Consider the following 19,721-nt stretch of genomic DNA (forward strand, 5'->3'; position numbering starts at 1 on the left):
CATGCTCGACTGTTTTTCGATCGTTCTTCGATCATTGACCGGAAAAAGCAGTCGAGCATGGCTCGACTCTACAAGGGCGGAGCGGCTCAATCGTGCTCGAAGCGCAGTGGTTCGCTGCCCATCGCCGGGTCGCTGGTGCCAGGGCGACCATCCTCGGCACGCCCGGCCAGACGCAGCATGCTCTCACCCGCGCCGACCTGCAGGTCATACCAGCCGGCGGTAGGCGTTGCATCCCACGCCAACGAAGTCTCTGCATGCGCCGGCAGTGCCAGCGTCTGCTCGGGCATGTGCCCGGCATAGGCACCGGCATGCACGCGCAGCTGCTGTGCGGTATCGCTGAGATTGCGCAAGTGCAGCCGCAGCTGGCCGTCGGCGCGCTCGACCGACGCCTGCACGATGGGCCCTTTGGCAGCACCCTGGAAGTGACGGTGGAAGCCGTTCGGGCCAAGCAGCCACAGGTCGTAACGCCCCTGTGCATCCAGCGCCCAGCGTTCGCGCAGCGGCGTGCCCGGTACCAGCGTATAGCGGCGTGGCACCGCACCCAGCCGCAGTCGGTCGTACACATGCAGCACCGCCGCTGCACCTTCGCAGGACAACGTCAGATCCAGGCCCGATGCGTCGATCGCAGCAATCGATGCCTGCGGCCGGTAGGGCAGGGCGCGTGCCGGGCGTACGCCACGTTCCTGTTGCGCCGGCTCCAGCCCCTCCGGCAACGCCGGCACGGTGCGTCCCGGCAGGGCGGCGGCACGTGCGGCCACCGCGCTCACATCGGGCAGGCCGTGTATGAACGGGCGGGTATCGCGCTGGGCGAAGTCGAAGGCGTTGCTCAGGTCTCCGCAGACCGCACGGCGCCAGGGTGAGATATCCGGTGCGGCCACGCCGAAGCGGCGTTCGATCAGCCGTATGACCGAGGTGTGGTCGTACACCTGCGAATCGACCCAGCCACCGCGGCTCCATGGCGAAATCACGTACAGCGGCACGCGCGGACCCAGCCCATAGGGGCGGCCGCGCAGCTCGGCGGCGTCGTACTTCTCGTCGCCCGGTGCCGGATGGCGGTGGTACTCGCCTTCGGTACTGACCGAAGACATACCCGCCCAGCCACCGTTTATCGGTGAAGGCGGTGCCGGTGGCGGCATGTGGTCGAAGAAGCCGTCGTTCTCGTCGAACATCAGCAGCAGGGCGGTGCGGCTCCACACCTCCGGATCGGTGGTCAGTGCATCCAGCACGCGTGCGGTATAGGCCGCGCCCTGGGCCGGGCTGGAGGGGCCGGGATGCTCGCTGCCGGCCGCGTCGGCGATGATGAAGCTGACCTGCGGCAGACGCCCATCGACCACGTCCTGGCGCAGCTGCGTCAGGCCACGGGTGCTGACGCCACGTGCGCGCAGCTGCGGGTCATGCCCCGGCGCAGCGCGGTAGGCCTGGCGGAACGCCTCGAAACCGGCCAGCGGGTTGTCGGTGAAGTTGTCGGCCATGTCCTGGTAGATCTGCCAGGAGACGCCCGCCTTCTGCAGGCGTTCGACATAGCTGGTCCAGCGATACGACGCCGGATGCCCGCCGTGCTCGGGGAAGTTGTCGTGCGAGTTGGCGATCACCGGACCGCCAGCACGCGCGTGTGCATCATTGTGACCGGTCCACAGGAACACCCGGTTCGGGTTGGTTCCGGCCTGCATCGCGCAGTGGTAGGCGTCGCAGATGGTGAAGGCATCGGCCAGCGCGAACTGGAAGGGCAGGTCGCTGCGCTGGAAATAGCCCATCGAATGGTTCTGCTTGGCCTTCGGCCATTGCCCCATGCGTCCATGGTCCCAGGCCTGTTGTGCATCCGGCCAGGTGTGCGGTGTGCCCTCCACCCGCATGTAGCCGAAGTGCGCAGCGGTATCCAGCGGGAACGGTGCGATCGCGCGCGTGCCGCTGGCATCGGGTTGCAGCCACAGGCTGCGCGTGCGGCCGCCGGCCTGCAGCGCAGCGGCCGGGGCCACGAAGCGGTCGCCGAAGCCACGTACGCCCGGCAGCGTGCCGAAGTAGTGGTCGAACGAGCGGTTTTCCTGCATGAACACCACGATGTGCTGCAGGTCTTCGAGGCTGCGCGTCTGCGCGGCGGGGGCGATCGCTGCGGCCCGGGCGATGCTGGGCAGCAGCGGGGAAAGGCCGGCGGCAACGCCGGCCTGCAACAACCGGCGTCGGCCGATATCAGTCACGGGCTCACTCACAGGTCCACACGGAAGGAGATGCCGACAGTGCGCGGGGCGCCGATGAAGGCGTTGTCGCGGCCGTCCACCCCTGCAAGATACCGCTTGTCGGTGAGGTTGCTCACCACCAGGTTGGCACCCATACCCTTCAGGCGCGGCGACAGGCCCTGCAGGTCGAAGCCGATATTGGCGTTGAACACGGTGGCCGAGGGCAGCTTGTTGACGTTGGCGGCATCGAGGTAGCGCGTGCCGAGGTAGCGACCGGACAGGCCGAAGTTCCAGTTTTCGCCCTGCCAGTCGGCCGACAGCACCAGGGTCTGTTCGGGCTGGCCGATCACCTTGGCACCGTCGACGATGCCCAGCTGGGTATCACGTGCGGCATCGCCACTGCCCAGGTACTTGGAGCGGTTGTAGGTATAGGCGGCGTTGAGGCGCCAGCCATTGTCCCAGCCGTAGCCGAACGCCGCCTCCAGGCCGTTGCTTTCCACGCCACCGAAGTTCTCGTAGACACCGTCGGTCTCGCCCAGGTAGTCGATGCCGCTGACGAAACCGGCCGGCAGATAGACGATGCGGTTGTCGAACTTGATGTTGTACAGGGTGACCGACGCGGTCAGCGGCCAGCGGCTGATGCGCATGCCGACTTCGATGTTGTCGGCGGTCTCCGGCTCGACGTTGCGGAAGCGCTGCGGGTCGGTCTCGCCGAGCACGCCGGAGGGAATGGCGGCGAAGTTCTGCGAGAAGCCAGCGAACAGCTCCATGCCTTCCACACCGGGCGCCCAGGTGAAGCCGGTGGACAGCAGCGGATCGGACTTGGAATCGGATTTGACGTGCTCGCTGGCACCGATCACGCGGCGGCGCGACTGGTCGACGAAGAACTGCTTCACGCCCAGGCGTGCGCTGAACGGCCCGAAGCGGGCCACGTCCTCGACGTAGTACATCTGCTCGTCAACCTTGTACTTGTCTTCGAACTGCACCCAGTACGGCTGGTGATCGAAGGCGATGTCCTGGCCGACGTTGAGCAGGCGGTGCCAGTCGCGGCGGGCAGAACGGTCCAGCTTCTCCACCCACAGGCCGCCGCGGATCGTGTTGTCGACGGCACCGAAGGTCTGCCGCCATTCGACGTCGGCGGTCACGCCCATGCGGTCGTTGTCGTAGTGGGTGTGGCGGTAGGACTGCGCGCCCAGCACGTTGCCCGCGTAGCAGTTCGGATCGTACTCGGCAGTGAAGCCCAGCCGTGGGCTGCAGCTGGCCAGGCGCTGCGCGGCGCTGCCATCGGGATTGACGAAGAATATCTGGCCGCGGTTACTGCCGCCGTACACGGTCTTTCCACCGATGTACTCCGACTCCGGGCGACCGGCACCATCATCGCTGACCTGCGCCAGGTAGGGGGGCAGCCAGTCGCCACGACCTTCCATGCGGTGCCCGTAAGCCGCCACCGAGGCCTTGAAGCCGTTGCCGCCGTCGAAGGCCGCGCGCAGGTAGCCGAAGGTGTTCTCGCGCAGCGCACGCGAGCCGGAACGGTAGTTCTGGTCCAGGTACGGAATGCCGGTGAGGGTGCCGACCAGGTTGTCGCGGTCCGGATTGGTGGCGAAGCCCTTCGGCGAGACGCTGGTGTACTCCGGCTCGTCGGCATCGTTGTAGGACAGGTAGCCGGTCAGCGTCCAGCGATCCAGCTCGGTGATGAACTTGCCGGCGATGTGGTCATTGCTGGTCTTGCCGCTGCCATCGATCCAGTCGTGCACACGTGCGGAAGAAGCGCTGACCCAGGCGCGGGTATGGCCGCCGAGCAGGCCGGTGTCGTAGCGCACGTAGTACTTGCGCGCTTCGTTGTCACCGGCACCGACCACGAAACGCAGGCGGTTGTCCTGCAGCGGATCGCTGGTAAGGAAGTTCAGGGTGCCGCCGAGGGCTTCGTTCGAGCGCGAGGAGATATCGGCGGTGCCCTGGCTGACTTCCACTGTTTCCAGGTCCAGGGTATCGATGTAGCGGTTGGCCAGCGAACCGCCACCGTAGCCCGAGCCGCCATTGGGCAGGCCGTCGATGGTGGTCCCGATCTGCTGGGTGTCACGGTTGGTGACGAAGCCGCGCATGCTGATCTGCGTGCCCCACACCGACGAACCGGTGGCATCGGCCTCGCTGACCACCACGCCGGGCACTTCGTTGAGCGCGTCGTTGACGCTGCTCATCACCGTCTGCCGGTTCAGTGTTTCCGCGCGCACCGAAGTCTTCGCGTAGCTGGTGGCCTGACCAATCACCTGTACCTGGTCGAGGGTACGCGCATCGCTGCTGCGCGCTTCGCCCGTATCGCCCTGCGGTGCTTCTGCGAGGGCGTCCAGGGCGGGGGCGATCAGCAGGGCCAGCAGCGAGACACGGGGAAAACGCGCAATCGTTCGCATCGAAACCGGACCTTCAGAGGGAGGAAACCCCGGAGTGTCGGCAGCGCCAATGACATCGGGATGACGTGGCAGCGCAGGAACGATGGCACTGTGGGGGCGGTCACGGCCTTCGGGTATGCTCGGCGCTTCAATGGACCTGAGGTGGTGGCGATGCAGAAGCGATCGAAGATCTGGCTGGGAGGTGCAGCCCTGGTGCTGCTGGCAGGGTGCAACCGGACGCCCTCGGATGGAGAGGTGGCGCCGCCTGCGCCAGCCACGGCGGACGAGGCCGCAGCACCGGCCGCCGCCCCAGCGGGTTCAACGGCCGCCGCCGACGGCATCGCACTCACCGACCGCGATGGCAAGCCGGTGCCGCTGGTGCCTTTCGACACCGGCAGCGTGCCGCTGAGCGACACCACGCTGGGTGAGCTGCCGTTCTTCAGCCTGCCGCAGGGCTACGCGCCGCAGAACGCCCCGCACCCGCGCACCTGGGCGCGCTTCCCGTTCCGGATGGGCGAGGGTGTGCATTGGGCGGAAGGTCCGAGCTGGTCGGCACGCATCGTGACCGACAGTGATGCGGCCCCCGACAAGGCGTTCTCCGCGCTGGAAGTGCAGCGCAACTTCGACGGCGTGATCACCGCCGCCGGCGGCCGCAAGGTCTTTGAAGGCACGCTGCTGCGCGACATCTACTACGGCCCGCAACTGGAAGGCGAGATCGGGGGTGGCTTCATCGATGCGGTGAACGGTGAACAGGACGCACCCACCACCGTCTACGTACTGCGCCAGGTCAACCGCACCGTGTGGGTGCAGCTGGCAGTGGACAGCAACGGCGCCGGTCTGGTGGTCGTGGATGACGTGCCGTTCAAGGCCACCGCGCAGTGGTCGGACAGTTTCCCGCACCTGTCCCTGCCGGCCGGCTATCGTGAGCGCAACACGCCCGAGCAGCGTGATTTCGATGCCTTCCCGTTCTGGACCGGAGATCACTTCGAACCGGTCGAGGGCCGCACCTTCGCTGCCGATTTCGACAAGGGCGAGCGCGAATACTCGATGCATGAAGTACGCCGCAACCTTGAGGCGATGATGGCCCAGGTCAACGGCACCAAGGTGTTCGAGGGGCGCATCCCGCACGAGGCGGCCGAGGGCGTGTCGAAGCAGGTGCAGTCGTCCTACGGCAACGCGGCCAGCTACAGCTGGGACAACTACGACACCGTGGTCTATCGCGTCGATCTGGCTGATGGCCGCCAGGTGTGGGTGCATGCTCGCCTCGAATACCTCAGCGCAGGCTGGGTCGTGGTCGAGCGCAAGGGTTTCACCCAGACCGCGGCGCTGCTGCCGGCCGATGCGTTGAAGAAGAAGCTGGACAGCGACGGCCGCGTGGCGATCCAGGTCAACTTCGCCACCGACAAGGCGCAGATCCTGCCGACGTCCGAACCGCAACTGGCGCAGGTGCTGGACCTGTTGCGTGCCGACCCGTCGCTGAAACTGTCGATTGAAGGCCACACCGACAACAGTGGCGCGGCCGCGCACAACCGCAGCTTGTCCGAGGATCGTGCGCGGTCGGTGGTGGCGGCGTTGACCGCCAAGGGCATCGCCGCCGACCGCCTGCAGGCGGCCGGCTTCGGCGCCGACAGGCCGGTGGCCGACAATGGCAGCGAGCAAGGCAAAGCGCGAAATCGCCGGGTCGAGCTGGTCAAGCGCTGAACCACGCCCTCCTCAGTACCGCGCGTCCTTGGGTTTCGGGTCGCGCGGCCAGTCCTTGCTCTTGTTGGCGAAGTCCGGCCGCGGCTGGTTGATGAAGTAGCTGGCGATGTCCACCGCATCCTGGTCGGGCATCACCTGCTGGCCCAGTGGTGGCTCGCGGGTCACCGCCGGCGGCATGTTGTGCTTGACGAAACCGGCCGCCTTGTACAGGCGCGCCATGCCGGCGCCGATGTTGAAGCTGTGGTCGCCCCACAGCGGCGGGAAGGCGATATCACCGCTGGCGTCGCGCCGGCCTTCGCCGTTGTCGCCATGGCAGGCGGCACACTGCACGGCGTACAGCGCCTGGCCACGGATCGGGTCCGGGGTCAGCGTGCTGTCGATGGGGCCCTCGCTGGGGGCGGCCACCTTTGCACCGTCTGGCACTGGACTGCTCAGCCACGCCATGTAATCGAGCATGGCGCGCATCTGCGGTGAGTCCTTCGGTAGCGGCTTGCCGTTCATTGAGCGCTGCAGGCAGCCATTGATGCGCTCGGTCAGCCCGATCACCTTGCCCGGGCGCGGCATGTAACGCGGATAGGCGCCGCCGCCGGTGTTGAAATAGTGGTTGCCGAACGGTCGCTTGCCCTCGGCCATGTGGCACGAATTGCAGTTCAGATCGTTGCCGACGTTGTCCGGCAGCAGCCGTGCGGTCTCGTTGAGGAGGCGGCGGCCAAGCATCACCGATTCGGCATTGCCGAGCCCGGCGATCTCTTCGGCGCTGGGTGCGTGGTAGCGGCCGACCACCTTGCCCTGCGCATCGAGGATATCGATCGTGCTGGCTACGGCAGCATCCAGGTCCGGGTACAGATGGCGATAGGCGAGGGTGCCGGCGCCGGCCAGCAGCACGAGGGTGACCACGCTGCCGACCAGCAGGCGGGAGCGTTTGCGCGAACGTTTCATCGTGCGGCCTCCTGCGGAACGTAGTGCACCGGCTTGTCACGCACCACCCGGCGCATGCGCGCCACGTCGACCTCGCTCACCGCGCTGGCCTGGTTGCCCCAGCTGCTGCGGATGAAGGTCAGGATCTGTGCCAGCTGTGCATTCGGCAGCTGCTCGAAACCGGGCATGGTGAAGGCCATGCGGTCGTGCGGGGTATGCGGCGTGCGGCCGCCGATCAGGGTTACCTGTACCAGCGAGCTGGGATCATCGGCGAACACGATCGAGTTGCCGGCCAGCGCCGGGTAGACCCGTGGCATGCCGCGGCCTTCGGCGCGATGGCAGGCCTGGCAATGCTCGGCATAGGCCAGCGAGCCGGCCACGCGATAGTCGCCACTGCGCAGTGCGGCGGTGGTGGTGTCGGTACCCGGTGACCACTGTGCGTTGCGGCCCTCGCGTGCCGGCAGCTGTTTCAGGTAGCGGGCCATCGCCAGCAGGTCGGCGTCGGACAGGTACTGCGTGCTGTGCTCGACCACGTCGGCCATGCCGCCGAAGGCCGCGGAGCGATCGGTGCGTCCGGTGCGCAGGAAGTCGACGATCTCGCCCTCGTTCCAGCTGGCCAGACCGGTTGATTCATTGCGCAGGTTCTTCGCATACCAGCCTTCCAGCACCGAGCCGGACAGGAACTGGCGGCTGCCATCATCGGCCATCGCCTTTTCCTGGAACGCCAGGCCGCGTGGCGTGTGGCAGGCGCCGCAGTGGGCCAGGCCTTCCACCAGTTCGGCGCCGCGCTGCTGGCTGGCATCCAGCGACGGATCCGGGTTGAACGTACGCGGGCGTGCGAACAGCAGCTGCCACCAGGCCAGTGGCCAGCGCATGTTGGCCGGCCAAGGGATCGTGCTGTCGGCGTTGCCCTGCTTCACCGGCTGCACCGAGCCCATGAAGTAGGCGTACAGCGCCTTGATCTCGGCATCGCTGGCGATCACGTATGAGGCATACGGCATTGCCGGATACAACGGCTGCCCATCGTGACGGATGCCGCGACGGACCGCGCGCTCGAAGTCGGCGTAGTCGTAGGCGCCAATGCCGGTGTCCGGATCGGGCGTGATGTTGGTCGAGTAGATCGTGCCCATCGGCGTCTGCATGCCGAGGCCACCGGCGAACGGCTTGCCGCCCGGCGCAGTGTGGCAGGCGGCGCAGTCGGCGGCGCGCGACAGGTACTGTCCCTGCGCGATCAGCGTCGGATCGTGGATGTCGACCTGCGCCGTCTGTCGCGGTGCGAACCAGTAGGGCGTGGTGCGGGCGATGCCGTAGGCGGCGGCAAACGTGGCGGCCAGGGCAATGGCGAGCTTGAGCGAGGTGCGCATGGCGGCACTGTGGGCAATCCCGCGCGCGCGTTCATTGATCCGGATCAATGACTGAACGGATACAGCTTGTACACCAAGCTGAATCGTTCCTGCGTTGTCATCAAGCCGTCATCCGCGCGCGATAGATGACCGGTCTATCGGGGCGTTAACGTCCCAGCCTGTCTGATTCACCCCAATGACGTGATATGAAGCGCCTGCTGCTGCTGTTGCTGGCGTGCGCCGGCCTGTGGCTGGCTGCATGCTCCTCTTCGATCAATGCCTCGTCCACCTCGCTCGCCGACAGGCTGATCGCGCCAGGTGGCGTATCGACCCTGCTCGATCGCCCGCGTATTGCCGCGGCCATCGCCGAACTGCCCAACCGCCATGGCTTCGCGCCGGGCCGCGATGGCGTGCCGATCTTCTGGCGTGTGTTCGATCCGGGCGATTACGGCGCGCGTTACCACTACCTGCCGCAGCGCCACGAGAACGGCCTGCCGCTGGATACCGGCCTGAGCCTGGCGGTGCCGCAGCCGTTCCGTGCGCAGGCACCGCGCGGCACCGTAGTGCTGCTGCACGGCTGGATGATGAACGGTGATTCGATGCTGCCGTGGTCGTTGCAGCTGGCCGAATCCGGCTACCGCGTGATCACGCTCGACCTGCGCAACCATGGACAGTCCGGTGCAGGTCCGTCCGGATACGGCACTTATGAATCCGACGATGTGGTCGATGTAATCGGTGAGCTGCGCGCACGTGGTGAAGTAACCGGCCCGCTGTACCTGTTCGGCGTGTCCTATGGCGCCGCCACAGCGGTGTTCACCGCCGACAAGCTGGGCGACCAGGTGGAAGGCGTGGTGGCGATGGAATCGTTCGCCAATGCCGGTGTGGCGATCCGCACGATGATTCCGCACCTGATGGGACTGCAGCCGGAAGGCCTGAAGGCGCAGGCGGTGGCGTCGTACGCGCGCTGGCGCTACGGCGGTCAGGACATCAATCAGGTGATCGCCGCCGCCAGCCGCCGCATCGACGTCGATCTGGACCGCGTGGATGTAGCGCGCGCGCTGGCCGATACCCGCGCCTGCGTACTGCTGCTGCACGGCCAGGGCGACCAGCACATTCCGGTCAGCCAGGGCCGCGAACTGGCACAGGCCAATCCGCGCGCGCACTACATCGAGATGCGCGGCGAGGACCACATCACCCTGCCGTTGCGGCTGGACCTGCTGGCCGGGGTGGTCGATGACTGGATGGCGCGCGACGAGCACCATCCGCAGAGCGCGTGCCCGGCGCCACAGCTGCCGGCCCAGGCCGAGTGGCTGACACGCAGCTGAGAAAAGGGGACGGAGGGGATTAAGTCGTTTCCCGCACAGCTGGGCCAGAAACGACTTAATCCCCTCCGTCCCCTTTTTTCTGTCAGGCCACCCGTCTTGCCAGTGAGCGCGCCGACGCGGCGACGCCGAGCAGCAGCGCGGCCACGCACAGGAAGGCGAAGCCGAGGCTGGTAGCGTGTGCGAGTGCGCCGATCGCTGCCGGTCCGGCGAGGATTCCGGCGTAGCCCAGCGTGGTGACCGCGGTGATGGCGATGCTCTCCGGCATCACCCGCTGTTGGCCCGCCATCGAGAACAGCGCCGGCACGATGTTGGCGCAGCCCAGCCCGACCAGTACGTAGCCGGCCAGCGCCACCGGGAACGATGGCACCAGCGTCGCCAGGGTGAAACCCGCAGCAGCGGTGATGCCGCCGAAGACCAGGGTGCGGGTCCGGCCGAGGCGCTCGACGATGCCGTCGCCGAACAGGCGCATCGCGGTCATCGCCAGGGTGAACAGTGCGAAGCCGGCACCGGCCTGGTCACGTGGCACCTGCCGCACTTCGGCGAGGAACACCGCGCTCCAGTCCAGCATCGAGCCCTCGGCGAGGAACACCACGAAGGCCAGCACGCCGATGAACAGCACCACGCCATGCGGCAGTGCCAGCAGGGGGCCTTCATGCAGGATCCGTTGTGGGCGCCAGTGCGGTGCCGACAGCACTGCCACCAGCAGCAGAGCGGCCACGGACACCAGCGCGGCCAGCCACAGTGGCGTACCCAGGATCAGCATGCCGGTCATGCAGCCGGCGCCGACGAAGCCGCCGATGCTGTAGAAGGCATGGAATCCGGACATCATCGCGCGCCCGGCGTCGCGCTCGACCGCGACCGCCTGCATGTTCATCGCACAATCCAGTGCACCGACGCCGGCGCCGAACACGAACAGGGCCGCGCCCAGCGCTACCGGAGAGGGCGCCAGCACCAGCAAGGGCAGGGCGCACAGCATCATCGCGCAGGTGATCACCATCACCCGGCGGCATCCCAGCCGCCCGGTCAGCGCACCTGCCAGTGGCATCGCCAGCAGTGAGCCGAGCCCGAGGCACAGCAGCACGGCGCCGAGGCTGGCGTCGGACAGCCCGGCCTTGGCCTTGGCGTAGGGCACCATCGGCGCCCAGGCGGCGGTGGCGAATCCAGGGATGAAGAAGGCGGCACGGGTGGCGTGCTGCTGGGCACGTGGGGATGAGGGCGTCATGCGCGGTGCGAAGCTCCAGGGGGTGTTCATGAAAACGTTTTCAGGACGGCTCGGCAAGTGCCATGCGTGACATCGGGCGACGCATACGATTGCAGTGACCCGATCGCGTCACTGGCGATTAACGTCGCCCACGGACAGTGGCGACACGGTCGGCATTCCGCCGGCCGCTGCCGGAGATCCGTACATGAGCACGACACCGACCATCCTCCTCGTCCATGGTTTCTGGGGTGGGGCCGCACACTGGGCCAAAGTGATCCTGGAGCTGCATCGCAACGGCCATGACCGCGTGCAGGCGGTGGAACTGCCACTCACCTCGCTGGCCGACGATGCCGGCCGCACCCGGAAAATGATCCGGCAGATCGACGGGCCGGTGCTGCTGGTCGGCCACTCCTATGGCGGCGCGGTGATCAGCCAGGCCGGCAACGAGGACAACGTGAAGGGCCTGGTCTACATCGCCGCTTTCGCGCCTGATGCCGGCGAGAGCCCCGGTGGCATCACCCAGCAGCACCTGCCGGAAGCGGCACCGAACCTGGCGCCGGACAGTGATGGTTACCTGTGGCTGCGCGCCGACAAGTTCCATGAAAGCTTCTGCCAGGACCTGAGCGACGACGAGGGCCGGGTGATGGCGGTGACCCAGAAGGCGCCGCTGGCCAGCACATTCGGCGATGTGATCAGCGACCCGGCGTGGAAGCACAAGCCGAGCTGGTACCAGCTGTCCCGCCACGACCGCATGATCGCGCCGGAAAACCAGAGGGCCATGGCCACGCGCATGCAGCCCAAGCGACTGCTGGAGCTGGATGCCAGCCATGCCTCGCTGGCCTCGCAGCCGAAGGACGTGACCGCACTGATCCTGGAGGCCTGCGCCGCCATCGGCGGCTGAGCCTGCGGCAGCGCGCCGCACCACAGCACACCGCACGACAGCCGGGGCGCAGGGGAGTACACTCCTGCGCCTGCGGCCATCCGGCCGCGTCCCCGTCTTCCCTCCAGCCGCCGCCAGAGGATCCCACCCGATCGTGGAGGTCCCGCCGTGCTGTCTGTGCCTGATGCCCGTATTCCGTCCCCATTGCCGCGTCGCCGTGCGTTGCCGCAGGCGCTTGCCCAGGACCTGCTGATCACCGCACTGGCCAGCAGCGGCATCGCAGCCGCGCAGTCCGCCGCCGAGCCGGACAAGGCCGCCGAGGCCCCGGCGTCGCAGACCCTGCAGACCGTGCAGGTCACCGCCAACCTGCTCGGCACCATCACCGAGGGCAGCGGCGCGTACACGCCCGGCACCATCGCCACCGCCACCCGCCTGGTGCTGACCCCGCGGCAGACCCCACAGACCATCAGCGTCATTACCCGCGCTCAGATGGACGACTTTGGCCTGAACGGCATCGATGACGTGATGCGGGTGACCCCCGGCATCAGCATCGTGACCTACGACAGCGAGCGCACCGAGTACTACTCGCGCGGCTTCGCCGTGCAGAACTTCCAGTACGACGGCATCCCGATGTCGCGTGACTCGGCCTATTCGGCGGGCAACACGCTCAGCGATACCGCGATCTATGACCGCATCGAAGTGCTCAAGGGCGCGACCGGCCTGCTGACCGGCATGGGCGATCCGGGCGCGACCATCAACCTGGTGCGCAAGAAGCCGGGCAAGGAGTTCGCCGGCAGTGCCACGCTGGGTGTCGGCCGCTGGGATGACTATCGTGCCGAGATCGATGTTGGCGGCCCGTTGACCGCCGATGGACGCGTGCGCGGTCGTGCGGTGGGCGCCTGGCAGGACAAGCATTCCAATCTCGACTTCTACCAGCGCACCAGCAAGGTGGGCTACGCGGTGCTGGAAGCCGATCTGGGCGAGCGCACCCTGCTGACCGTGGGTGGCGATGCGATGGACAGCGACCCGAAGGGCTCGACCTGGGGTGGCATCCCGCTGCTGGACAGTGCCGGCAACTTCAATGACATGCCGCGTTCGTTCAACAACGGCACCCGCTGGAGTGGCTGGCGCCAGTATGTGCGCACCGGTTTTGCCACGCTCGAGCATACCTTCGCCAACGATTGGGTGGCCAAGCTGCAACTCAACCACCAGGTCAACGGCTATGACGCCGCACTGGCCGGCGCCGCCGCCGGCAATCCCGATCCGTTGACCGGCGAGGGCGTCAGCCTGTGGCTCGGCAAGTACGTTGGCAAGACCGTCAGCAATGCTGCCGACTTCTATGTGAGCGGTCATTTCGGCCTGTTCGGGCGGGAGCATGAGCTGGTGGTCGGTGGCAGCGCCTCGCGCAAGCGCTGGACCAATACCGGCTACGGCCCGCAGGCGGGGTTCCCGGATACCGTGCCGGACTACAGAACCTGGAATGGCGACATTCCCGAGCCGGAGTGGCAGCGCAGCTACAGCAACAACGAAGTGACGCGTGAGAACGGCCTGTATGTGGTCGGCCGTTTCGACGTGGCCGATCCACTGAAGGTGATCGTGGGCAGTCGCCTGGCCAGCTACCGCTCGCCGGACACGCGCGAGACCGGCGTGTTCGTGCCGTATGCCGGCGTGGTCTACGACCTTGGCGAGCACTATTCGGTGTATGCCAGCTACAGCACCATCTTCAAACCGCATAGCGAACGCGACGAGCAGGGCAAGGCACTGGATCCGCTGGAAGGCCGCAGCTACGAGATGGGCCTGAAGGCCGAGTTCCTCGATGGGCGCTTCAACGCCAGTGCGGCGCTGTTCCAGCTCGACCAGGACAACTTCGCCCAGCCCACCGGCGGCAAGACGCCGGACGGGCAGGATGCGTATCGCGCCCTGATGGGCGTGCGTACCAAGGGTTACGAGCTGGAAATGTCGGGCCAGCTGGCCGAGGGCTGGCAGGTGCAGGGTGGGTTCTCGCACAAGATCGCCCGCCAGGCCGGTGCCAAGGTGACCACACTGGAGCCGGAAAACCAGTTCAGCCTGCACACCAGCTACCGCCTGCGCGGCGACTGGAAGGGGCTGACGCTGGGCGGTGGCGCGCGCTGGCAGGATTCCACTTTCGGTGAGATCACCAACCCGGCCACGCAGGCCAAGGTGGTGCATCGCACCCAACCCTACTGGCTGCTGGATGCGATGGCGCGCTATGAATTCAACGATCGCCTGTCGGCCACGCTCAACGTCAACAACCTGCTGGACAAGCGTTACTACACGATCTTCAGCTGGTACAGCACCTATACCTGGGGTGAGCCGCGCAACGTGCGCCTGGCGATGACGTACAAGTTCTGACGCCGGTGGTGCTGTAGAGCCGAGCCCGCGCTCGGCTGGCTGTCAAACCGCAGCCGAGCATGGCTCGGCTCTACAAATACGCCCGCGATGCTTTTCGGCATCGCGGGCGTTGTCGTTACAGCGGCAGGTCGAACACCAACACTTCGGCATCGTTGCCGTTTTCCAGCGTCAGCTGGGCTTCGTCGCTGACCTGCAGTGCATCACCGGCTTCCAGAGTGATGCCATTGACCTGCAGCTGGCCTCGGGCCACCTGCACATAGGCGCCACGACCGTTGCCGAGGGCGTGGTGCAGCTTCTGGCCGCCATCGAGGATGGTGGCGAAGATGCGGGCATCCTGGTGGATGCGCAGCGAACCGTCGGCACCGTCCGGCGAAGCGATCAGGCGCAGCTGGCCGCGCTTGGTTTCCGGGGCGAAGTGGGTCTCCTCGTAGGACGGCGTGATGTTCTCGGTGTCCGGGAAGATCCAGATCTGCAGGAAGTGCACGGTCTCGTCGGCGGAGTGATTGAACTCGCTGTGGCTGACACCGCTGCCGGCGCTCATGCGCTGCACGTCGCCGTAACGCAGCACCGAGCCGGTGCCCATCGAGTCCTTGTGCTCCAGCGCGCCGCCCAGCACATAGGAAACGATCTCCATGTTGCTGTGGCTGTGGGTGCCGAAGCCCTGGCCGCCGATCACCTTGTCTTCGTTGATCACCCGCAGCGGGCCGAAGCTGACGTAGCGGGGGTCGTAGTAGTTGGCGAAGGAGAAGGTATGGCGCGAGGACAGCCAGCCATGCTTGGCCAGGCCACGGGTAGCGCTCTTGCGGATCTGCAGCATTATGGAATCTCCTTGTTCGATGGTTTCGATGGGGCGGGGTGGGCTTGTAGCCGGCGTGTTTCCCCGTTGGAGAGGAGTATCCGCTTGCGCCCGGGGTTTGAAAAACGGATAGTTTTGACAGCCATCATCGAAAAATTCGAATGCTCAAACTCAGTCTCGATGCCCTGCAGATCCTGGACGCCATCGACCGCCGCGGCTCCTTTGCCGGCGCCGGCAAGGCCCTGCACAAGGTGCCCTCGACCATCTCCTACACCGTGGCCAAGCTGGAGGAGGATCTGGGCGTTCAGCTGTTCGACCGGGTCGGCCCGCGTGCCGAGCCGACCGAGGCTGGCCGCGCGCTGCTGGACGAAGGCCGGCACCTGCTGCGCGCCGCCCGCGAGCTGGAACTGCGGGTGCGCCGGGTGGCGTCGGGCTGGGAGACCGAACTGACGCTGGCGGTGGATTCGGTGTTCCCGACCTGGCTGCTCGGCCCGGACATCGCCGCGTTTCGTGAGGCCGAGGCACCGACCCGGCTGCGATTGATCGGCGAGGCCCTGTCCGGTACCTGGGAGGCCTTGCTGGACCGCCGTGCCGACCTGCTGGTTGGTGCGCCGGGCGAGGGTCCCAGCGGCGGCGGTTACGTGGTCGAGCCGCTGGGTACGGTGGAGTTCGTGTTCGCGGTCGCCCCCGGTCATCCGTTGGCTGCAGTGCCGGGCGTGCTCGGACGCGAGCAGCTGGTCGAGCACTGCGCGATCGCGGTCTCCGATTCGGCGCGGCGGCTGCTGCCGCGCACGGTCGGTCTGTTGATGGGGCAGGAGATGCTGACGGTGCCGGACATGGCCAGCAAGCTGAAGCTGCAGTGCGAAGGCGTGGGCTTCGGTTTCCTGCCCGAGCCCTGCGCGCGTGCGGCGGTGGCGCGTGGCCAGCTGGTGATCCGCGAGGTGGAGGAGCACAAGCCGGAAGAGACCTTCTGGCTGGCTTGGCGCACCGGCGAGGATGGCGCCGCACTGCGCTGGTGGCGAGAGCGCCTGCGCAGGCCGGAGCTGCTGTCACAGTGGTGGCAGTCAATGGCCAGGGGGTAGGGGTACGGCAGGGCTGCGCCCTGCACCCGCTACGAGCTGGAGCAACAGCAACAGCAACAGCAGAAGCTGGTTTCCTGTGGGGAGGCGGGGTGGGTCCGGTTGCGGGGGCCGCTGCAAGTCCCCCTCCGGGGCCCGGCCCAGCCGCTGGCGGCTGTGCGTTCGGGCGCTTGCGAAGCAATGCTTCGCAAGCAAAGCGCCCTCACCCATGTAAGCTCGGTCGCCGCTTGCTCGTGTGCGCTGTCCTGCGTACACGGCAAGACCCGGGTTGGGCCTCCTGCCCAACCCGCCCGAGGCATGCCTCGGGCCCATGCGGCTCACGCCCCCGCAACCGGACCCACCCCGCCTTCGACAGTTTTCCGCGATTTGTCGGAACGGCGCTCTGGTAGGTGTCGACCTTGGTCGACACGGTAGATCCACGCCATGCGTGGATGACTCATTCGATATCTGACAGATGTGTCGACCAAGGTCGACACCTACCAACAGCCGCGTGAACCTGTCGAAGGTGGGGCGGTGTCGGAGTGCGGGGTGTCAGCCGCATGGATGCGGCTGCCAAGCCTACAGGGACGTACTTGCGGCGTCCCCGCACTCCGACACCGCCCCGCCAACCCACGGAATGCCAGCTTTTGCTTTTGCTTTTGCCGTTGAGGTTGCCGGCCAGCGGCCGGCACTACCAGGGTGCAGGGCGCAGCCCTGCCGAAAAACACACATAAAAAAAACAGCAGGCCGGGGCCTGCTGTTTCGGTGTAATGGTGCGCCCGGAGAGATTCGAACTCCCGACCGCCTGGTTCGTAGCCAGGTACTCTATCCAACTGAGCTACGGGCGCCAATTACATAAACTTGTTGTGCTGACTGTGTATGGTGCGCCCGGAGAGATTCGAACTCCCGACCGCCTGGTTCGTAGCCAGGTACTCTATCCAACTGAGCTACGGGCGCGCGGTACACAATCAAGTTACTGCTAAATTTTACTGCATTTCCAGCGGCGGATGCTGAAAACCTGTCGAGTGGTGCGCCCGGAGAGATTCGAACTCCCGACCGCCTGGTTCGTAGCCAGGTACTCTATCCAACTGAGCTACGGGCGCCCTGCGACAGGAGCGGAATTATGCGGATGTCGGCGCGTACCGTCAACAGTTTTGTGAAAATTTTCATCCAACTGAATGAAAAAGCTGTCAGCTACGGCCTCCGGCGCCTTCAGCCACGCGAAATGATCGGCGCGCGTGCCCAATTCCTGCACGGACAGCACGCGCAGCTGCGCGTCCACATTCGGCAGCTTCGCCAGCAGCGTCTGCATCGATCCGGTCGGTGCCAACCAGTCGTGCTCCATCAATACGGCCTGTGCGCTGCCATGCACGCGCGCCATCTGCGCATCGAGGTCTTCGTTCATGCCGGCCGCGGCGTAGTGGTTGTTCAGGCCAACGCGTGCCCAGTCGGCAATCAGCCCGCGCGCTTCGGTGCCACCAAAGCCGAGGCGCCGCCCATGCAGCACGCCCTGGCGTTGCGCGATCCACGGCAGGAAACGATAGACCAGTGGCAGCAGCCAGCCACGCGGTGGCGGGAAGCCGCGCCAGAACGGTGAGCCGCTGGCGGCCAGCCACAGCCGGTTGAAGTGCTGCGGGTTGCGGCCGGCATGCACGCAGGCCAGCTGCCCGCCCAGACTGTGTCCACCGATGATCCAGGGCAGGGCGTCGGTGGCGTCATCGGCTGCGGCCAGGACGGCCTGGCTGGCCGGCAGATCCTGTTCGAGTACCTCGCGATAGCCCCAGTCCTGCGTGCGCGAGGGGCGCAGTGAGCTGCTGCCGTTGCCGCGCCACTCATGCAGGTAGACCGCCACGCCCTTCGCCGCCAGCGCCAATGCCAGTGGCAGGTAGTGACGCGCGGCCACGCCCAGCGCTGGCAGCCACAGCAGGCGCGCGATGGGCTGTGCGGGCACGCAGGCGATCACTTCGTAGAGATGGCCGTCGTCGCACTGCACGGCGAGGACGCTCGACGTCAGGCTCATGCGTGCGGTGCCGCGCCGAAGTGATCGAGCACCAGCACCTCGCTGCGGCCAGGCGCGTAGCCCTGCTGCAGGCCGCGCGCAACGTAGTCGATGCCGGCTTCGCAGGCATTGGCCAGGCTCAGGCCGTTGCACAGCTGCGCGGCGATGGCCGAGGCGAGCGTGCAGCCTGTGCCATGTGCGTCCAGCGGCAGGCGGGCGTGGATGAATTCTTCGCTGCTGACGCCGTCGAAGTAGCGATCGATCACGCGGTTGCCTTCCTGCAGGTGGCCACCCTTGAGCAGGACTGCGCCGGCTCCGAGATCGAGCAGGGCAGAGGCAGCCTGTTCGGCGTCATCGCCGTTGGCGATCTTCCGGCCGATCAGGAGTTCTGCTTCCGGGGTATTGGGCGTAACCAGCGTCGCCAACGGCAGCAGGCGTTCGCGCATGGCCTTGAGCGCACTTTCCTCCAGCAGGCGCGCGCCGCTGGTGGCGACCATCACCGGGTCCAGCACCACGTGCGGCGGGCGATGCTTTTCCAGTGCGTCGGCGACGGCATGGATCACCTCGGCGTTGGCCAGCATGCCGAGTTTCACGGCATGGATATCGAAGTCATCGAAGCAGGCTTCGATCTGCGCCTGCAGGAATGCGATCGGTGGCACATGCACGGCGGTGACGCCACGGGTGTTCTGTGCAGTCAGCGCGGCGAACACGGCCAGGCCATGCACGCGGTGCGCGGCGAAGGCCTTGAGATCGGCAGGGACACCGGCGCCACCGCCGGAGTCGGAGCCGGCGATGGTGAGGGCGGAAACGGGAGTGGTCGGGCTCATCAGTTGATTGTGCCGTGGTCCCGCAGGGGAAGGTAGATCCACGCCATGCGTGGATGTCCTTGATTCAATGCCGCCAACGCGCCCACTGCTGGTACACCACATAACCCAGCCCGGTCAGGCCGGTCAGCAGGGCGGGGGCGAGCAGGGCGTCGTATTGCCAGCGCATGAACAACCAGGCGCCGAGGATGCCGCCGGCGAGGAAGCCGCTGATGATCAGGCCGCTGAGGGTCAGCCGCCGTACCTGCAGCGGCAGTCCGCGCAGCAGGTGGCCCAGGCCGATGCCGAGGTCGGTGAACATGCCGCTGAGGTGGGTGGTGCGCACCACCGCGCCACTGAAGGTGGTGGCCATCGCGTTCTGCAGGCCGCAGGCCATGGCGGCGGCCAGTGCGCCCCAGATCTGATGCTGTTCGAACAGCGGAATGGCCACCAGCAGCAGTGCGGATTCCAGCGCCAGCGCGACGCCGTAGCGGCGGCCCAGCTGCAATGCGCTGTCCTGGATCAGCAGGCCGCTGAGCATCGCGCCCAGCGAAAACGCGATCAGCAATCCCCACAGGTGGCCGACCGCGCGCCAGTCACCCTGGGCCAGCGCCATGCCCAGCTGGCTGGTGCTGCCGGTCATGTGGCTGACCGCCTGGTGCTCGAAACCGAGGAAGCCGACCACGTTGACCATGCCGGCCACGCACGAGAGCGCGACCGCGCCGATCCAGACCCAGGTGGGCAGGCGTATTCCCATCGGCGG

14 protein-coding genes and 3 tRNA genes are annotated in these 19,721 nt (G+C 66.8%); 5 read left to right on the forward strand and 12 right to left on the reverse strand.

Annotation, left to right across the window (positions count from 1 at the left end; genetic code table 11):
- Positions 1-86 precede the first annotated feature (86 nt).
- Both ACZK3J_RS08345 and ACZK3J_RS08350 read right to left on the reverse strand, forming a co-directional pair.
- Positions 87-2,195, reverse strand: coding sequence for a phosphocholine-specific phospholipase C (locus ACZK3J_RS08345; protein WP_478476758.1), 2,109 nt, complete (start codon positions 2,193-2,195; stop codon positions 87-89).
- Positions 2,196-2,203: 8 nt separating this feature from the next.
- Entirely contained in the window at positions 2,204-4,582 is a 2,379-nt protein-coding gene (locus ACZK3J_RS08350) for a TonB-dependent receptor (RefSeq protein ID WP_478476760.1), read from the reverse strand.
- A 150-nt stretch (positions 4,583-4,732) separates the two neighbouring features.
- On the opposite strand from ACZK3J_RS08350, the gene ACZK3J_RS08355 reads away from it, so the two are divergent.
- Positions 4,733-6,262, forward strand: coding sequence for an OmpA family protein (locus tag ACZK3J_RS08355; protein WP_478476762.1), 1,530 nt, complete (start codon positions 4,733-4,735; stop codon positions 6,260-6,262).
- 12 nt (positions 6,263-6,274) lie between these two features.
- Here ACZK3J_RS08355 and ACZK3J_RS08360 read toward each other — a convergent pair whose 3' ends face one another.
- Positions 6,275-7,201, reverse strand: coding sequence for a c-type cytochrome (locus ACZK3J_RS08360; protein WP_478476764.1), 927 nt, complete (start codon positions 7,199-7,201; stop codon positions 6,275-6,277).
- Positions 7,198-8,544 (reverse strand): c-type cytochrome, encoded by a 1,347-nt coding sequence (locus ACZK3J_RS08365; protein ID WP_478476765.1) that lies wholly within the window; start codon positions 8,542-8,544, stop codon positions 7,198-7,200. The genes ACZK3J_RS08360 and ACZK3J_RS08365 overlap by 4 nt, the downstream gene beginning before the upstream one ends.
- Before the next feature lie 185 nt (positions 8,545-8,729).
- Between ACZK3J_RS08365 and ACZK3J_RS08370 the strand changes: the two genes are divergently transcribed.
- Positions 8,730-9,848: an alpha/beta fold hydrolase gene (locus ACZK3J_RS08370; protein ID WP_049400454.1), complete on the forward strand. Its 1,119-nt coding sequence runs from the start codon at positions 8,730-8,732 to the stop codon at positions 9,846-9,848.
- 82 nt (positions 9,849-9,930) lie between these two features.
- Here the strand turns inward: ACZK3J_RS08370 and ACZK3J_RS08375 are convergent, their stop codons facing one another.
- The gene (locus ACZK3J_RS08375; RefSeq protein ID WP_049461323.1) at positions 9,931-11,070 is read right to left on the reverse strand and encodes an MFS transporter; all 1,140 of its coding nucleotides are present in this window, start codon (positions 11,068-11,070) and stop codon (positions 9,931-9,933) included.
- A 184-nt stretch (positions 11,071-11,254) separates the two neighbouring features.
- Here ACZK3J_RS08375 and ACZK3J_RS08380 point away from each other — a divergent pair, with 184 nt between their 5' ends.
- Together ACZK3J_RS08380 and ACZK3J_RS08385 are read left to right on the forward strand one after the other, a co-directional pair.
- Entirely contained in the window at positions 11,255-11,950 is a 696-nt protein-coding gene (locus ACZK3J_RS08380) for an alpha/beta hydrolase (RefSeq protein WP_049461313.1), read from the forward strand.
- A 147-nt stretch (positions 11,951-12,097) separates the two neighbouring features.
- Positions 12,098-14,302, forward strand: a complete 2,205-nt coding sequence (locus tag ACZK3J_RS08385) for a TonB-dependent siderophore receptor (protein ID WP_049461315.1) — start codon at positions 12,098-12,100, stop codon at positions 14,300-14,302.
- 115 nt (positions 14,303-14,417) lie between these two features.
- On the opposite strand, the gene ACZK3J_RS08390 is transcribed toward ACZK3J_RS08385, so the two are convergent.
- Positions 14,418-15,119 carry a pirin family protein gene (locus tag ACZK3J_RS08390; protein ID WP_478476767.1) on the reverse strand — a complete coding sequence of 234 codons (702 nt, stop codon included), beginning with the start codon at positions 15,117-15,119 and terminating at the stop codon, positions 14,418-14,420.
- Positions 15,120-15,259: 140 nt separating this feature from the next.
- Between ACZK3J_RS08390 and ACZK3J_RS08395 the strand changes: the two genes are divergently transcribed.
- Positions 15,260-16,180, forward strand: coding sequence for a LysR family transcriptional regulator (locus ACZK3J_RS08395; RefSeq protein ID WP_049461318.1), 921 nt, complete (start codon positions 15,260-15,262; stop codon positions 16,178-16,180).
- Between the two features lie 747 nt (positions 16,181-16,927).
- Here the strand turns inward: ACZK3J_RS08395 and ACZK3J_RS08400 are convergent.
- From ACZK3J_RS08400 to ACZK3J_RS08425, 6 genes are all read right to left on the reverse strand, one after another.
- A tRNA-Arg gene (locus ACZK3J_RS08400) sits at positions 16,928-17,004 on the reverse strand.
- Positions 17,005-17,036: 32 nt separating this feature from the next.
- Positions 17,037-17,113: transfer RNA gene (locus ACZK3J_RS08405), tRNA-Arg, on the reverse strand.
- A 69-nt stretch (positions 17,114-17,182) separates the two neighbouring features.
- A tRNA-Arg gene (locus ACZK3J_RS08410) sits at positions 17,183-17,259 on the reverse strand.
- The gene (locus tag ACZK3J_RS08415) at positions 17,250-18,176 is read right to left on the reverse strand and encodes an alpha/beta hydrolase family protein (RefSeq protein ID WP_049463691.1); all 927 of its coding nucleotides are present in this window, start codon (positions 18,174-18,176) and stop codon (positions 17,250-17,252) included. The genes ACZK3J_RS08410 and ACZK3J_RS08415 overlap by 10 nt, the downstream gene beginning before the upstream one ends.
- Positions 18,173-18,982, reverse strand: a complete 810-nt coding sequence (gene thiD / locus ACZK3J_RS08420) for a bifunctional hydroxymethylpyrimidine kinase/phosphomethylpyrimidine kinase (RefSeq protein WP_049400932.1) — start codon at positions 18,980-18,982, stop codon at positions 18,173-18,175. Before thiD ends, ACZK3J_RS08415 begins: the two co-directional genes overlap by 4 nt.
- A 64-nt stretch (positions 18,983-19,046) precedes the next feature.
- Positions 19,047-19,715, reverse strand: coding sequence for a YoaK family protein (locus tag ACZK3J_RS08425; RefSeq protein ID WP_049463692.1), 669 nt, complete (start codon positions 19,713-19,715; stop codon positions 19,047-19,049).
- Positions 19,716-19,721: the final 6 nt, after the last annotated feature.

Source organism: Stenotrophomonas sp. 86428_Sma (assembly GCF_056481585.1).

Coding starts and splice junctions, on each gene's coding strand:
- ACZK3J_RS08360 (WP_478476764.1), bottom strand. CDS start 7,201: ATGAAACGTTCGCGCAAACGCTCCCGCCTGCTGGTCGGCAGCGTGGTC.
- ACZK3J_RS08375 (WP_049461323.1), bottom strand. CDS start 11,070: ATGACGCCCTCATCCCCACGTGCCCAGCAGCACGCCACCCGTGCCGCC.
- ACZK3J_RS08425 (WP_049463692.1), bottom strand. CDS start 19,715: ATGGGAATACGCCTGCCCACCTGGGTCTGGATCGGCGCGGTCGCGCTC.
- ACZK3J_RS08370 (WP_049400454.1), top strand. CDS start 8,730: ATGAAGCGCCTGCTGCTGCTGTTGCTGGCGTGCGCCGGCCTGTGGCTG.
- ACZK3J_RS08365 (WP_478476765.1), bottom strand. CDS start 8,544: ATGCGCACCTCGCTCAAGCTCGCCATTGCCCTGGCCGCCACGTTTGCC.
- thiD (WP_049400932.1), bottom strand. CDS start 18,982: ATGAGCCCGACCACTCCCGTTTCCGCCCTCACCATCGCCGGCTCCGAC.
- ACZK3J_RS08390 (WP_478476767.1), bottom strand. CDS start 15,119: ATGCTGCAGATCCGCAAGAGCGCTACCCGTGGCCTGGCCAAGCATGGC.
- ACZK3J_RS08415 (WP_049463691.1), bottom strand. CDS start 18,176: ATGAGCCTGACGTCGAGCGTCCTCGCCGTGCAGTGCGACGACGGCCAT.
- ACZK3J_RS08380 (WP_049461313.1), top strand. CDS start 11,255: ATGAGCACGACACCGACCATCCTCCTCGTCCATGGTTTCTGGGGTGGG.
- ACZK3J_RS08355 (WP_478476762.1), top strand. CDS start 4,733: ATGCAGAAGCGATCGAAGATCTGGCTGGGAGGTGCAGCCCTGGTGCTG.
- ACZK3J_RS08395 (WP_049461318.1), top strand. CDS start 15,260: ATGCTCAAACTCAGTCTCGATGCCCTGCAGATCCTGGACGCCATCGAC.
- ACZK3J_RS08350 (WP_478476760.1), bottom strand. CDS start 4,582: ATGCGAACGATTGCGCGTTTTCCCCGTGTCTCGCTGCTGGCCCTGCTG.